This window comes from Streptomyces mobaraensis, from assembly GCF_020099395.1.
Lineage (GTDB): Bacteria > Actinomycetota > Actinomycetes > Streptomycetales > Streptomycetaceae > Streptomyces.
The window spans coordinates 116,457-132,788 of the sequence record NZ_CP083590.1; the positions used below are offsets into that span (position 1 = coordinate 116,457).

The following is a 16,332-nucleotide window of genomic DNA, read 5'->3' on the forward strand; positions in this document are numbered from 1 at the left end:
GACAGCACTCCCGGCTTGGACGGCACCACGGGTGCGGCGCGGGGGGTCCCCCTGCGCGACCACCGTCCCGACAGCCTGGTCCACACCCTGCTGGACGAGGCCGTGGCGTTCTCGCCCTCGGCCGCGGCGGTCGCCGACGCCGAGGGGCGGTGGGACTACGCCCGCCTCGACGCGTACAGCCGCGCCTTCACCGACTGGCTGGCGGCGCGGGGCGTCGGCCCGGGTGACCGGCTGGTCGTCCAGCTGCCCACCACCAGGGAGCTGACCGCCCTGTTCTACGGGGCGTCGCGGCGCGGCGCGGTCTTCGTGCCGCTGAACCCGCACATGAAGCCGTACCACCTGCGGTCGGTCCTGGAGAACGCCGAACCGGCGCTGGTGGTCTGCGCGGAGGGCGACCGGGCGACGTTCGAGGCGGTCACCGGGGCGCCCGTGCACGAGTTCGGCGGGGTGTGGAGCGAGACCGAGAAGACCGCCGACCGCGGCCCGCGCCCGGAGGCGGCGGTGGACGTCGCGCCGGAGGACCCGGCCGTCCTCGTCTACACCTCGGGCAGCACGGCCGCCCCCAAGGCGGTGGTCTGCCCGCACGCGCAGATGGTGTTCGCCACCCGGTCGATGGTGCAGGTGCTCGGCTACCGCCCGGACGACGTGGTGTTCTGCCGGTTCCCGATGTCGTGGGACTACGGCCTGTACAAGGTCCTGATGTGCGCCGCGGGCCGGAGCGGGATCGTGCTGGCGGACGGCGAGTCGGACCTGCGGCTGCTGACGGCGGTCCGGGAGAGCGGGGCGACGGTGGTGCCGATCGTCCCGTCGCTGGCCGCGATGATCGCGACGCTGGCGCGCCGGGAGGAGAACCCGGCGCCGCGGGTGCGGATGTTCACCAACACGGGCGCGGCGCTGCCGCAGCCGGTGATCGAGACGCTGCGCGCGGCGTTCCCGGGGGCCCGGGTGGTGCGGCAGTTCGGGCAGACGGAGTGCAAGCGGGTCTCCATCATGCCGCCGGAGGAGGACCGGGAGCGGCCTGACTCGGTGGGCCGGCCGCTGCCCGGCACGCGCGTCCTGGTCGTGGACGAGGACGGCGCGTCCGTGCCCGTCGGCGAGACGGGCGAGATCGTGGCCGTCGGCCCGCATGTGATGCCCGGCTACTGGCGGAACCCGGAGGTGACCGCGCGGACCTTCCGCCGGCACGCCCCGACCGGTGAACTCCGGCTGCACACCGGGGACTACGGCTCGCTGGACGCGGACGGCTACCTGTACTTCCAGGGGCGCCGGGACGACATGTTCAAGCGCAAGGGCATCCGGATGAGCACGCTGGAGATCGAGGCGGCGGCGATGGACGTCCCAGGGGTGCGGGCGGCGGCGGTGCTGCCCCCGTCGGACCGGCACGACCTGGCGCTGTTCGTGGAGTCCGACCTGGCCCCGCACGTGGTCCTGCGCGAGCTCGCGGGCCGGCTGGAGCAGCAGAAGGTCCCGGCGGTCTGCCGGGTGCTCGCCGAGTGGCCCCTGACCCTGCACGGCAAGAACGAGAAGCGGCGGCTCGCGGAGCTGCTCGACGGGAGCGACCAGTGAGCCGGTACGACGAACTGGCCGAGCGGTACGGCACACCGCTGTACGTCTACGACCTGGACCGGGTGGAGACCGCGCGCGCGGATCTGCTGGACGCGCTCCCCGAGCCGTTCAGCCTGTTCAGCGCGGTCAAGGCGAACCCGCACCCGGAGGTGCTGCGGGCCCTGGCGACCGGCGGCGACCGGGTGTGCCGGGCCGAGATCAGCTCGACGGGCGAGCTGGCCGCCGCCCTGGAGGCGGGCTTCGACCCGGCGGAGTGCCTGTACACCGGGCCGGGGAAGACCGACGTCGAGCTGGCCGCGGCGCTGGCCGCCGGGGTGCGGCTGTTCTCCGTCGAGTCGCTGACGGACCTGGAGCACGTGGGCGCGGCCGCCCGGGCGCACGGTGTGGTGGCCGACTGCCTGGTGCGCGTCAACAGCGCCTCGGCGAGCGCCACCACCAGCATCCGGATGACGGGGACGCCCTCGCAGTTCGGCGTCGACGCGGAGACGCTCGGCGACGTCCTGCCGAAGCTGCGCGCCGTGCCCGGCACAGAGGTGGTGGGGGCGCACTTCTTCCCGCTGAGCAACGCGAAGGACGAGGACAGCCTCGTCGGGGAGTTCCGGCACACCCTCGCCCTGGCCGCGGAGCTGGGGCGCGAACACGGGCTGCCGCTGCGGTTCCTGGACATCGGCGGCGGTTTCGCCGCCCCCTACGCGGTGCCCGGCGAGCGTCCGGTGTACGAGAAGCTGCGCGAGCGGCTGGAGGACACCCTGGACGAGCTGTTCCCGGACTGGCGGCAGGGCACCCCGCACCTCGCCTGCGAGTCGGGCCGCTATCTGGTGGGCGACAGCGGCGTCCTGCTGACCCGGGTGGTCAACATCAAGGAGAGCCGGGGCCGGACGTTCGTCATCCTGGACGCCGGCATCAACACCTTCGGCGGGATGTCGGGCCTGGGCCGGCTGCTGCCGGTGGCCGTGCAGCCGGCGGACTCCGGGCAGGCCGCGGAGATTGCGGACGGCGAGGGGCTGAGCGCCAGCCTGGTCGGGCCGCTGTGCACGCCGGGCGACGTCCTCGGCCGCCGGGTCGAGCTGCCGCGGGTGAGGGTCGGGGACGTGCTGGCGATCCCCAACGCCGGGGCGTACGGCCCGACGGCCAGCCTGCTGATGTTCCTGGGCCGGCCGGCCCCCGCCGAGGTGCTGGTGCGCGGCGGCGAGGTCGTCTCGGCGTCCCGGCTGGAGCACCGCCGCGCCCCGCTGGCGCCGCTCCCGGAGGGCGCCGCGGACGCGGTACCGGGCGGCGGAGGGGCGGCATGACCCCGCCGCCGCGCGACCCGGCCGGGCCGGCGGCGTCCGTGACGAGGGGGGCGCCGGCGGTACCGGCCCCGGCGGGCATCGTGCCGGTGGCCACCGGCCGCGCCCCGGCCGGGCACCGGCAGACGGTCCTGGTCAGCGGTCTCGCCTCCGACTCGCACACCTGGAACCTGGTGTTCCTCCAGTTGCTGATCGAGGAGCTGGGGTACGACGTGGTGAACCTGGGCCCGTGCGTCCCGGACGAACTCCTGGTGCGCGAGTGCCGGGAGCGCACCCCCGCGCTGCTCGTGGTGAGCAGCGTCAACGGCCACGGCCACCAGGACGGCGTACGGGTCATCAGGAAGCTGCGTGCCGAGCCGGGACTGGCGGAGCTGCCCGCGGTCATCGGCGGCAAGCTCGGCATCACCGGCGGCGAGGGCACCGACCATGTGACGGAGCTGATGGAGGCGGGTTTCGACAGCGTCTTCGAGGACGGCGCGCAGGAGATCGCCTCGTTCCGGCGCTTCATCGGCGGCATACCGCGACGGGCCGCGCTGTCGTGAACGGACGCTTCGGCGAGGCACTGGAGAGCGGCCCGCACCGGCGGCCGGAAGGCGTCCCCGTCCCCGTACCCGTCCCGGGAGGACCCGCGCGGCCGGACGCCGTCCCGCCGCCGGACGTCGCTCCCGTACCGGACGCCGCTCCCGTATCGGAGGCCGTCCCCGCCCCCGTCCCGGACGACGCGCCCGCGCGGCGCCCCGCCGGCGACTTCGGCGCGTTCGTCCGCCGGGCGCACCGGGCCGGACGCCTGGTGGTGCAGCCGCGCATGGGCTTCGGCGACCCGGCCGCCATGCGCGCGGGGCTGCACGCCACCCGGCACGCCGACGCCACCACCGTCGGCACCCTCACCCTGGACAGCTACACCCGGGTCGGGGACCTCGCCGCGATCGAGGCGGCACTGCGCGAGGGGTCGGCCCTCAACGGCTTCCCCATCGTCAGCTACCCGGTGGAGACGACCCGGGCGGTCCTGCGCGGGCTGCACGGCGACGACTTCCCGGTGCAGGTCCGGCACGGCTCGGCGGCCCCGTTCGACATCTTCGTCGCGCTGACGCGGGCCGGGCTGAGCGCCACCGAGGGCGGCCCGGTCTCGTACTGCCTGCCCTACGGCCGTACTCCGCTCGACGAGTCGATGCGCAACTGGGAGCGCGGCAGCACGCTGTTCGCGCAGCTCCGCGAGTGGGGGGCCAGCCCGCACATCGAGACGTTCGGCGGCTGTCTGCTGGGGCAGCTGTGCCCGCCGAGCATGCTGGTGGCGGTCAGTGTCCTGGAGGCGGTGTTCTTCCACCGGCTGGGCATCCGCGACCTGTCCGTCAGCTACGCCCAGCAGACCAACCGCGACCAGGACCGCGAGGCGGTCGCCGCGCTGCGCAGGCTCTGCGCGGAGCTGCTCCCGGACGCCGACTGGCACGTGGTGATCTACGCCTACATGGGGGTGTACCCGTACACCCCCGAGGGCTGCTACCGGCTGCTCGGGGAGGCCGCCGAACTCGCGGTCGGCACGGGCTCGGAGCGCCTGATCGTCAAGACCGTCGCCGAGTCCCGGCGGATCCCCACCGTGGCGGAGAACGTCGCGGCCCTGGAGTACGCCGCCCGGGTGGCGCGGACGGCCCCCGGACCGCCGGCCGGAGACCCCGGCCCCGGGGACACCCAGACGTACGCCGAGGCGCGCACGCTCGTCGACGCCGTCCTCAACAGCCACCCGGACATCGGGCACGCGCTGCTGCTCGCCTTCAAGCGCGGCTACCTGGACATCCCGTACTGCGTGCACCCGGACAACGCCGGGCGCAGCCGCAGCTACATCGACGACCGCGGCTGGCTGCGCTGGGCCGACACCGGCTCGCTGCCCATCGCGGACCTGGTGGACGGCCGCCGGTCGCGTCCCGTCACCTCGTCCGACCTGCTGGAGGCGCTGTCGTACGTGCAGCGCAGCTACGACGAGCCGTTCTGGCCGGACGAGCCCCTGCCCCTGGCGGCCGAACCCGCCGGCCCGCCCGCGGACGGCCGGCCGCTGCCCTGACCGGCCGCCGATGCCCGGCACGTCCCGCCCCCGCCCGCCCCGAACCACCCCGCCCGCCCCGTTCCGCCCGCGGAATTCTTTTGGAGAGCACCGAATGACTGAGTCCGAGAACGTTCCCACCCCGTCCGGTGCCGCGTCGGCCGGGACCGCGGGCGAGCCCGGGGGCGCCCCGGAGACCGGGCCGCGGGCGCGGGCCCTCCTGGTGGAGCGGCTCACCGGACGGACCGCCGCCGAGCAGGAGCGCGTGGTGCTGGAGCTGGTGCACGAGCACACCGTCGCCGCGCTGCGCCGCGCCCGCCCGGACACCAAGGGCCCGGTGGACACCGAACGGCCCTTTCTGGAGCTGGGGTTCGACTCGCTGTCCGCCGTGGACCTGCACGCCCGGCTGACCGCGGCCACCGGCCTGGAGCTGCCCGTCACCGCGGTCTACGACCACCCCACGCCGGCGGCGCTCGGCCGCCTCGTCCGCACCCGGGCGCTGGGCCTGGCGCCCGAGCCGGTCGCGGTGCCGGTCCGGGAGGCCGCGGGCGACGACGACGATCCGGTGGCCATCATCGGCATGGCCTGCCACTACCCCGGCGGGGTGGACTCCCCCGAGGCGTTCTGGACGCTGCTGGCCGAGGGCCGCGAGGTGCTGTCGGACTTCCCGACCGACCGCGGCTGGGACGTCCCCGGCATGTTCGACCCGGACCCCGACCGGCCCGGCAAGTCCTATGTCGACAAGGGCGGCTTCCTGGACCGGGCCGCCGAGTTCGACGCCGACTTCTTCAAGATCAGCCCGCGTGAGGCGCTGGCCATGGACCCGCAGCAGCGGCTGATCCTGGAGACCTCCTGGGAGGCGCTGGAGCGCTCCGGCGTCAACCCGGCCTCGCTGCGCGGCAGTCGCACCGGTGTCTTCTTCGGTGCCGAGGTGCACGAGTACGGCACCCGCGTCCACCAGGCGCCGCTGGGCCTCGACGGCTACCTGATGACCGGCAACGCGCCCAGCGTCGCCTCCGGGCGCGTCTCCTACACGCTGGGCCTGGAGGGCCCGGCCGTCACCGTGGACACCGCCTGCTCCGGCTCGCTGGTCTCCCTGCACCTGGCCGCGCAGTCGCTGCGGGACGGCGAGTGCTCGCTGGCGCTCGTCGGCGGCGTCGCCGTGATGGGCAGCCCCGGCATGTTCACCGCCTTCAGCCGGCAGCGCGGCCTGGCGCCCGACGGCCGCTGCAAGGCGTTCGCCGAGGCCGCCGACGGCACCGGGTTCTCCGAGGGCGTCGGCGTGTTCGTCGTCGAGCGGCTGTCCGACGCGCGCCGCAACGGGCACCGCGTCCTGGCGGTCGTCCGGGGCTCCGCGATCAACCAGGACGGCGCCAGCAACGGCCTCACCGCCCCCAACGGCCCTTCCCAGCAGCGGCTCATCCTCCAGGCCCTGGCCAACGCGGGGCTGCGCCCGGCCGACGTCGACGCCGTGGACGCGCACGGCACCGGCACCAAGCTCGGCGACCCCATCGAGGCGCAGGCGATCCTCGCCACGTACGGCCAGGAGCGCCCGGAGGGCCGGCCGCTGCGCCTGGGTTCGGCCAAGTCCAACCTCGGGCACACGCAGGCCGCCGGCGGTGCCGCGAGCGTCATCAAGATGGTGCTGGCGATGCGGCACGGTGTCCTGCCGAGGACGCTGCACGTGGACGCGCCGTCCTCGCACGTCGACTGGACGGCCGGCGACGTGGAGCTGCTCACCGAGGCGCTGCCGTGGGACACCCCGGACGGCCGGCCGCGGCGCGCCGGGATCTCGGCGTTCGGGATCAGCGGCACCAACGCGCACGTGATCATCGAGGAGCCGCCGGCCGACGATCCGGCCGACGGCGCGGAGGGACCGGCCGCCGACGTCACCGGGCAGCCGGGGATCCCGCTGCTGCTCAGCGCCCGATCGCCGGAGGCGCTCGGCGCCCAGGCCGCCGGGGTGCTCGCGCTGCTGGCCGGCGAGGACGCCCCGGAGCCGTCCGATGTCGCGTACGCCCTGGCCACCACGCGTGCGGAGCTGGAGCACCGGGCCGTGATCACGGACGGCGGGACCGCCGGACTGCGCGCCCTCGCCGAGGGCGCCGCCGAGGCGGCCGGCGTCGTCCTCGACACGGTCGCCGGCGGGCGGCTGGCGTTCCTGTTCACCGGGCAGGGCGCGCAACGGGCCTGCATGGGCCGGGAGCTGTACGACGCGTTCCCGGTGTTCGCTCGGGCGCTGGACGACGCCTGCGGATACCTGGACCTCCAGCTCGAACGCCCGCTGCTGGACGTGCTGTTCGCCCCGGAGGGCTCGGAGGCGGCCGCGCTGCTGGACCGCACGGAGTACGCGCAGCCCGCCCTGTTCGCCGTCGAGACGGCGCTGTTCCGGCTGGTGGAGTCCTGGGGCGTGCGCCCGGACGTGCTGGCCGGGCACTCGATCGGGGAGATCGCGGCGGCGCACGCCGCCGGGGTGTTCACCTTGGAGGACGCCTGCGCGCTGGTCGCGGCGCGCGGCCGGCTGATGCAGGAGCTGCCGGAGGGCGGGGTGATGGCCGCCCTCCAGTGCACCGAGGAGGAGGCCCTCGCCCTGCTCGACGGCGCCGCGGACGCGGCCGTCGCCGCCGTCAACGGCCCGCGCGCGGTCGTCGTCTCCGGCGCGCGGGCCACGGTCGCCCCGATCGTGGAGAAGCTGCGGGAGCAGGGCCGCAAGACCTCGATGCTGAAGGTCTCGCACGCCTTCCACTCCCCGCTGATGGAGCCGATGCTGGACGGGTTCCGGCAACTAGCCGAGATCCTCGACTACGCCGAGCCGCGCATCCCGCTCGTCTCCACCGTCACCGGCCGCACCGCCGGCCCGGGCGAACTCACCGCGCCCGAGTACTGGGTGACCCACGTCCGCGAGGCGGTGCGCTTCGCCGACGGCGTCCGCGCCCTCGCCGACGACGGGGTGACGGCCTTCCTGGAGATCGGCCCGGACGCCGTCCTCACCGCCATGGCCGGCACCGCGCTGCCCGACGACACCTCCGCCGTCTGCGTGCCGCTGCTGCGCCGCGACCGCCCCGAGCGGCCCGAGACCCGCGCCGCGCTCGCCCGCCTGTGGACCCGGGGGCACGCCGTCGACTGGACCGCGCTCCACACCGGCGCGCCCGCCCGCCGCGTCGACCTCCCCACGTACCCGTTCCAGCGCCGCCGGTTCTGGCTGGAGGCCGCCCCCGACACCGGCGACGTCACGACGCTCGGCCAGGCCCCCGCGGGCCACCCGCTGCTCGGCGCGGCCGTCGCCGTCCCCGGCAGCGACGCCACCGTGCTCACCGGCCGCATCGGCCCCCGTACGCATGCCTGGCTGGCCGACCACGTGGTGCTCGGCACCACCCTCCTCCCCGGCACCGCCCTCCTCGAACTCGCCCTGCACGCCGGCGACCACACCGGCACCCCGCACGTCGAGGAACTGACCCTCCAGGCTCCGCTGGCCCTCTCGCCGGACGCGCACACCGATCTGCGGGTGGAGGTCAACGCCCCGGACGCCACGGGCGGCCGCGCCCTGACCGTCCACAGCCGTCCGCACGGCGCCGCGCACACCGTGCCGTGGACCCTGCACGCCACCGCGACGCTCACACCGGAGGCGCCTGCCCCTGACACGGATCTCGGCACATGGCCGCCGCCCGGCGCCCGGCCGATCCCTCTGGAGGGCGTATACGAACGACTGGCGGCCGACGGCTACCTCTACGGGCCCGCGTTCCAGGGCCTGCGGGCCGCCTGGCGGCGCGGCGACGAGGTGTTCGCCGAGGTCGCCCTGCCGGAGGACGCCCACCAGGACGCCGCCGGCTACCTCGTGCACCCGGCCCTCCTCGACGCGGCGCTGCACGCCACCGACCTCGGCCGGGACGACGGCAGCGACAGCGGCGGGGAGCGCGGGGGGCAGACCGCCCTCCCGTTCGCCTGGACCGGCGTCAGCGTGCACGCGACGGGGGCGACCTCGCTGCGCGTCGCCGTCACCAGCACCGCCAACGATGGGCTGCGGCTGCGGCTCGCCGACCCGGCGGGCCGGCCGGTCGCCACGGTGGGCGAGCTGGCCATGCGGCCGGTGACGGCCGACCAGATGGCGGCGGCCCGCGACGGCGCCGACACCTCCCTGCACGTCGTGGAGTGGACCACTCTGTCGGTCGCCGAGCAGGCGGCGGACAGCGGCACCGCCCTTACGACGTGGGCGGCGCTCGGGCCGCGGGCCGAGCAGTGGGAGTGGACCGGCGCCACGGCGTACACGGACGTGGAGGACCTGGTCGGCGACCTGCCCGACGTCGTCGTCCTCACCTGCCCGGAGGGCCGGGACGGCGGCGACGGTGATGGCGGTGACGGCGTGGACATGCCGCAGCGGGTGCGTGAAGCCACCCGCTCCGCGCTCGGCACGCTCCAGGACTGGCTGGACGACGAGCGGTACGCCGAGTCGCGTCTGGTGGTCGTGACGCGTGGGGCGGTCGGGCCGCGCGGTGAGCGGAACGACGAGGCGGACCTGGCGGGCGCGGCGGTGTGGGGCCTGGTGCGCGCCGCCCAGGCCGAGCACCCGGACCGCTTCACCCTGCTGGACTGGGACGGGACACCGGTCCCGCTCCCCCGGCTGACGGCCGCGCTGGCGAGCGGTGAGCCGGAACTGGCGGTGCGCGGCGGCGAGTTCACCGTGCCCCGGCTGGCCCGGGTGGCGGGTCAGCAGCCTGCGGCGGACGGCCGACTGAGTGGTTTCGAGGGCTGGGAGCCTCAGGACAGCGTCCTGATCACCGGCGGCACGGGCGGCCTCGCCACCCTCCTCGCCGAACACCTCATCACCCACCACCGCATCACCCACATCACGCTCGCCAGCCGCCAGGGACCCGATCACCCCCGCGCGACGGAGCTGGTGGACCGTCTCACCGAGCTCGGCGGGAACATCACCCTCACCGCGTGCGACGTCAGCGACCCCACTCAAGTCACTGGTCTTCTCACCGGCATCCCGCACCTCAAGGCCATCATCCACACCGCAGGCGTCCTCAACGACGCAACCCTCACCAACCAGACCCCCCACCACCTCCACACCACCCTCACCCCCAAAGCCGACGCCGCCTGGCACCTCCACCACACCACCCAGCACCTCAACCTCCCCCTCACCCACTTCATCCTCTACTCCTCCGCGGCCGCCACCCTCGACGGCGCCGGACAAGCCAACTACGCCGCCGCCAACGCCTTCCTCGACGCCCTCGCCCACCACCGCCACACCCACCAACTCCCCGCACAATCCCTCGCCTGGGGACTGTGGGACACCGAGCAGGGCATGGCCGGGCAGCTCAGCACCGCCGACCTCCAGCGCATGAACAGCGGGCCCCTGCTCTCCCTCACCACCGAGCAGAACCTCGCCCTCTTCGACGCCGCCCTCACCACCGCCCGTCCCGCTCTCCTCCCCATCCGCCTCAACCCCCACCACACTCCGGCTCCGCCGCTCCTGCACACCCTTCACCCGCCCACGTCCACCCGCCCCACCGCGCACACCGCTCACACCGCCATCGCGGCAGCCGTGAGCGGCCACCCGGAGGCCGTGGCCCGGCTGGGCAAGCTGGACGCGGTGGAGCGTGAGCGGGCGCTGATGGACCTGGTGCGGACCCATGTCGCGGAGGTGCTGCACCACGAGAGCGCGAGCGCCATCGACGGCCGGCGGGCGTTTACCGAGATCGGTTTCGACTCGCTCTCCGCCGTGGAACTGCGCAACCGGCTGAACAAGGCGACCGCCCTGCGGCTGCCCGCCACCCTGGTCTTCGACTACCCGACCCCGGCGGCGCTGGCGGAGCACCTGGGCGAGAAACTGTTCGACGCCGGACCGGCGGCCGCCGCCCCCGCCGCCCCGGCCGCCGCTTCGGACGCGGCACCGGACGAGCCAATCGCCATCGTCGGCATGAGCTGCCGCTTCCCCGGCGGCGTCACCACGCCCGAGGAGCTGTGGGAGCTCCTCGCCGAAGGGCGCGACGGCGTCACCCTGTTCCCCGAGGACCGCGGCTGGAACGTCGAGGACATCTACGACCCCGAGCCGGGCGCGCCGGGCAAGACGAACTCGCGCGAGGGCGGATTCCTGCACGACGCGGCGGAGTTCGACGCCGAGTTCTTCGGCATTTCTCCGCGCGAGGCCCTGGGCACCGACCCCCAACAGCGCCTGCTCCTCGAAGCCTCCTGGGAAGCCCTCGAACGCGCCGGCATCAACCCCCACACCCTCCGCGGCACCACCACCGGCGTCTTCACCGGCATCATGTACCACGACTACGCCTCACGCCTCACCCACACACCCCTCCCCGAAGGCGTCGACACCTACCTCGGCAACGGCAGCCTCGGCAGCGTCGCCAGCGGCCGCATCTCCTACACCCTCGGCCTCGAAGGCCCCGCCGTCAGCATCGACACCGCCTGCTCCTCCTCCCTCGTCGCCCTCCACCTCGCCATCCAGGCTCTCCGCAACGGCGAATGCGCCCTGGCCCTGGCCGGTGGTGCGACGGTGATGTCGACGCCGGACACGTTCATCGACTTCAGCAGGCAAGGGGGTCTCGCCAAGGACGGCCGCATCAGGTCGTTCGCCGACTCCGCCGACGGCACCGGCTGGGGCGAGGGGGTGGGCATGCTGCTGGTGGAACGCCTGTCGGACGCACGCCGCAACGGGCACAAGGTGCTCGCGGTCGTCCGGGGCTCGGCGGTCAACCAGGACGGCGCCAGCAACGGACTGACGGCGCCGAACGGCCCCTCGCAGCAGCGCGTGATCCGCCAGGCCCTCGACAACGCCGGCCTCCGGCCGTCCGAGGTGGACGCGGTGGAGGCGCACGGTACCGGGACGACGCTGGGCGACCCGATCGAGGCGCAGGCGCTGCTGGCGACCTACGGCCAACACCGCCCGGCCGACCAGCCCCTCTGGCTCGGCTCCATCAAGTCCAACCTGGGGCACACGCAGGCGGCGGCGGGCGTCGCGGGCATCATCAAGATGGTTCTCGCGATGCGCAACGGCGTGCTGCCGAAGACGCTGCACGTGGACGCGCCGTCGTCGAAGGTGGACTGGTCGGCGGGCGCAGTGGAACTCCTCACCAACGCCCGGGCGTGGGAGAGCGACCGGCCGCGCAGGGCGGGTGTCTCCTCGTTCGGCATCAGCGGCACCAACGCCCACGTCATCCTCGAAGAAGCCCCGCCCGTGGAGGAAGCGGCGCAGGAAGAGGTGGAGGCTGCCGGGCCGGTGCTGCCGTGGCTGCTCAGCGCCCGTTCCGCCGACGCGCTGAAGGCCCAGGCGGCACAGCTGTTGAGCGTGCTGGAGCGCGAGGACGCTCCGGAGCTGCGGGAGGTGGCGGTGGCCCTGGCGACGACGCGGGCACAGCTGGAACACCGTGCCGTGCTCACCGGCACCAACCGCGCGGACCTCACCGCCGGGCTCGCCGCGCTGGCGGCCGGGCAGGACGCGGCGGGCCTGGTGCGGGGAACGGTCAGCGAGGGCCGGCTGGCGTTCCTGTTCACCGGGCAGGGGGCACAGCGGGTAGGCATGGGCCGGGAACTGTACGAAGCGTTCCCGGTGTTCGGCAAGGCGCTGGATGAGGTGTGCGCCCACTTCGAACTCCCGCTCAAGGACGTCCTCTTCGGCGAGGACGGCGAACTGCTGAACCGTACGGAGTACGCACAGCCCGCCCTGTTCGCCATCGAGACGGCACTGTTCCGCCTGGTGGAGTCCTGGGGCGTACGACCGGAGGTGCTGGCCGGGCACTCGATCGGCGAGATCACGGCAGCCCACGTCGCCGGGGTGCTCTCCCTGGCGGACGCGTGCACGCTGGTGGCCGCACGCGGCCGGCTGATGCAGGCCCTGCCCGAAGGCGGGGTCATGGCCGCCCTCCAGTGCACCGAAGAGGAAGCTCTCGGTCTGCTCGGTGATGCTGAGGACGCTTCCATCGCCGCGGTCAACGGCCCGCGCGCGGTTGTTGTCTCGGGTGCCGAAGCAACGGTCACCGCGATCGTGGAGCAGCTGCGGGAGCAGGGCCGCAAGACCTCGATGCTCAAGGTCTCGCACGCCTTCCACTCACCCCTCATGGAGCCGATGCTGGAGGACTTCCGCACGGTCGTGGCGGGTTTGTCGTTCACCGAACCCCGCATCCCGATCGTGTCGACTGTCACCGGACTCGCGGCCTCGGCCGAGGAGTTGACGAGCGTCGACTACTGGGTCGAGCACGTCCGCCGCCCGGTCCGCTTCGCCGACGCCGTCGCCACCCTGACCGCCGACGGCATCACCACCCTCCTGGAGATCGGCCCCGACGCCGTCCTCACCGCCATGGCAGCCGACCACACCACCGCCACCTGCCTCCCCCTCCAACGCCGCAACCGCCCCGAGGCGCCGGAGGTTCTCACCGCCCTCGCCACCCTCTGGACCCACGGCCACCCCATCACCTGGCACACCCTCCACCCCACACACCACACCACCACCATCGACCTCCCCACCTACCCCTTCCAACGCCGCCGCTACTGGATCGACGCGGTGGCCGAGCAGGCGGACGTGGCTTCCGCCGGTCTGGACCCCGCGCGGCATCCGCTGCTCGGTGCCGCCCTCACCGTTCCGGAGTCGAGCACGGTGGTGCTGACGGGCCGCATCGGTCTGCGGTCCCACGCCTGGCTGGTCGATCACACGGTCATGGGGAGCACTCTGCTGCCCGGTACCGCGTGCGTCGAACTCGCCCTGCGGGCGGGCGACCAGGTGGGATGCGGGGTGCTGGAGGAGCTGACGCTGGAGGTGCCGCTGGTCCTGCCGTCGCGTGGCGCCAGGGATCTGCGGGTGTCCGTGGGTGAGCCGGACGGGTCCGGCCGCCGGCCGGTCGGCGTGTACTCGCGGGCGCAGGACGCCCCGGCGGACGAGCCGTGGGTCCGCCACGCGGGCGGCTTCCTGGTGCGGGGCACGTCCGAGGTGCGTCCGGAGGCCGGTCTGAGCGTCTGGCCGCCGGAGGGCGCCGAGCCCGTGGACGTGGACGTGCTCTACCCGGCCCTGGCCGCGGACGGTCTGGAGTACGGCCCGGTCTTCCGGGGTCTGCGTGCCGCGTGGCGCCGGGACGGCGAGGTCTTCGCCGAGGTGACCCTTCCCGAGGAGGCCCACGGCGACGCCGGCTCCTACGGTCTTCACCCCGCCCTCTTCGACGCCGCCCTGCACGCCACCGAGTTGCTCGGGGACGGTGCCCGGCGGCCCGGGCAGGGCGCCGCGCTTCCGTTCGCGTGGAGCGACGTGTCCCTGCACGCCTCGGGTGCGACCTCGCTGCGGGTCAGGGTCGCGGCGGTCGAGGGCGTCGCGGACGCGACGTCGCTGGAACTGGCCGACGCGGCCGGTGCACCGGTGGCCTCGGTACGTTCACTGGTCGCCCGGCCGGTGTCGGCCGACCAGATCGCGAAAGCGGGTGACGGCGCGCTTCCGCTCCACCGGGTCGAATGGATCCCGCTCCCGGACGGCGACGCCGCGCCGACGCGGGTCCCGGCCGGCCCCGAGGGCTGGGCGGTGCTCGGCGAGCGGCCCGCGGACTGGGCGTGGACGGGAGTGTCGGCGTACCCCGACCTCGCCTCGTTGGAGGAGGCCGCGCCCACCGTGGTGCTGCTGCCCTGCCGCGTACCGGAGTTGACGGACGGCGACGACGCCACCGTTCTGCCCGGGCGGCTGCGCGAGGTGCTGGGCGAGGTGCTCGGCACGCTGCGGCAGTGGGTGGCGGACGAACGGCCGGCGTCCTCCCGGCTGGTGGTCGTCACCCGGGACACGGACGGGCCCGGCGGGCTGGTCAACGCCGCCGTGGAGGGCCTGGTCCGCTCGGCCCAGGCCGAGCACCCGGAGAGCTTCGTCCTGGCGCGCTGGGACGGGGACGAGTCCTCGGTGCGGTTCTTCCCGGCGGCGCTCGCCTCCGCCGAGCCGCAGGTGTGGGTCCGGGCGGACGGGGTGCACGTGGCCCGGCTCGGTCGCGTCGAAAAGGCATCCTCTGCGCCGCAGTTGACGGGATTCGAGGACTGGGACCCCCAGGACAGTGTCCTGATCACCGGCGGCACGGGCGGCCTCGCCACCCTCCTCGCCGAACACCTCATCACCCACCACCGCATCACTCACATCACCCTCGCCAGCCGCCAGGGACCCGACCACCCTCGCGCCACCGAGCTGACCAAGCACCTCACCGAACTCGGCGGGAAGATCACCCTCACCGCCTGCGACGTCAGCGACCCCGCTCAGGTCACCGACCTCCTCACCGGCATCCCCCACCTCAAGGCCATCATCCACACCGCAGGCGTCCTCAACGACGCCACCCTCACCAACCAGACCCCCCACCACCTCCACACCACCCTCACCCCCAAAGCCGACGCCGCCTGGCACCTCCACCACACCACCCAGCACCTCAACCTCCCCCTCACCCACTTCATCCTCTACTCCTCCGCGGCCGCCACCCTCGACGGCGCCGGACAAGCCAACTACGCCGCCGCCAACGCCTTCCTCGACGCCCTCGCCCACCACCGCCACACCCACCAACTCCCCGCACAATCCCTCGCCTGGGGACTGTGGGACACCGAGCAGGGCATGGCCGGGCAGCTCAGCACCGCCGACCTCCAGCGCATGAGCAACGGGCCCCTCCTCCCCCTCACCACCCACCAGAACCTCGCCCTCTTCGACGCCGCCCTCACCACCCCCGACCCCGCCCTCCTCCCCATCCACCCCAACCCGAGCCACACACCCGTCCACCCGCTGCTCCACGCCCTCCGCCCGCCCACGCCCACCCGTCCCACCGCGCACAGCACCACCACGACCGCCACCGCCGCTGTCCAGGACGACACGCCCCTCGCCGAGCGGCTCGCGCCGCTCGACACCGAGGAGCGGCTCCGGCTCCTGGAGGACGTGATCTGCGCCGAGGTGGCCAGGGTCCTCGGACACGCGGACGGCTCGGCGCTCGACCCGGCCCGCTCGTTCCAGGACGCCGGTTTCGACTCGCTCACGGCGGTGGAGCTGCGCAACAGGCTGAAGACGGCGACCGGCCAGCGGCTGTCGGCCACCCTGGTCTTCGACTACCCGACCCCGCAGACCATGGCCAAGCACCTGCTGGAGGAGCTGCTGCCGGAGGTCGAGGAGTGCGCGTCGCGACTGCTCGTCCCCGAGGCGGACGACGACGAGGTGCGCAGGCTGCTGGAGTCCGTACCGCTCGCCCGGATCAGGGAAGCCGGCCTGCTGGACGCCCTGTTGGCGCTGGCCCCGGCCGCGTCCCCCGCGTCCACCCTCGCCCCCGCCGAGGCCCAGGCCGAGGCGAGCGCCGCGGACCAGAGCGACGCGATCCTGGCGATGGACATCGACGCCCTCGTCCGCGAGGCGTTCGAGCGCAGCGACTCCGAGCAGCAGCCCGAGTGACCGTTCCGGCCGGGTGCCGGTCCCGCGCGGCGCGGACCGGCACCCGGCCGGGC

Annotated in this window: 5 protein-coding genes; all 5 read left to right on the plus strand. The window is 74.3% G+C overall.

Annotated features, from left to right (window positions below; genetic code table 11):
- Positions 1 to 51 precede the first annotated feature (51 nt).
- Positions 52 to 1,566, plus strand: coding sequence for an AMP-binding protein (locus K7I03_RS00395; protein ID WP_185946171.1), 1,515 nt, complete (start codon positions 52 to 54; stop codon positions 1,564 to 1,566).
- Entirely contained in the window at positions 1,563 to 2,858 is a 1,296-nt protein-coding gene (locus tag K7I03_RS00400) for a type III PLP-dependent enzyme domain-containing protein (RefSeq protein WP_185946163.1), read from the plus strand. Before K7I03_RS00395 ends, K7I03_RS00400 begins: the two co-directional genes overlap by 4 nt.
- Positions 2,855 to 3,397, plus strand: coding sequence for a cobalamin B12-binding domain-containing protein (locus K7I03_RS00405; protein ID WP_221903719.1), 543 nt, complete (start codon positions 2,855 to 2,857; stop codon positions 3,395 to 3,397). Before K7I03_RS00400 ends, K7I03_RS00405 begins: the two co-directional genes overlap by 4 nt.
- Positions 3,394 to 4,911, plus strand: coding sequence for a methylaspartate mutase (locus K7I03_RS00410; protein WP_185946162.1), 1,518 nt, complete (start codon positions 3,394 to 3,396; stop codon positions 4,909 to 4,911). Before K7I03_RS00405 ends, K7I03_RS00410 begins: the two co-directional genes overlap by 4 nt.
- Positions 4,912 to 5,005: 94 nt before the next feature.
- On the plus strand, positions 5,006 to 16,279 hold the full coding sequence (locus tag K7I03_RS00415) for a type I polyketide synthase (RefSeq protein ID WP_263457554.1): 11,274 nt from the start codon (positions 5,006 to 5,008) through the stop codon (positions 16,277 to 16,279).
- Positions 16,280 to 16,332: the final 53 nt, after the last annotated feature.

Excerpts from the sequence above, each read along its gene's own strand:
- K7I03_RS00415 (WP_263457554.1), top strand. The coding sequence starts at position 5,006 with ATGACTGAGTCCGAGAACGTTCCCACCCCGTCCGGTGCCGCGTCGGCC.
- K7I03_RS00405 (WP_221903719.1), top strand. The coding sequence starts at position 2,855 with ATGACCCCGCCGCCGCGCGACCCGGCCGGGCCGGCGGCGTCCGTGACG.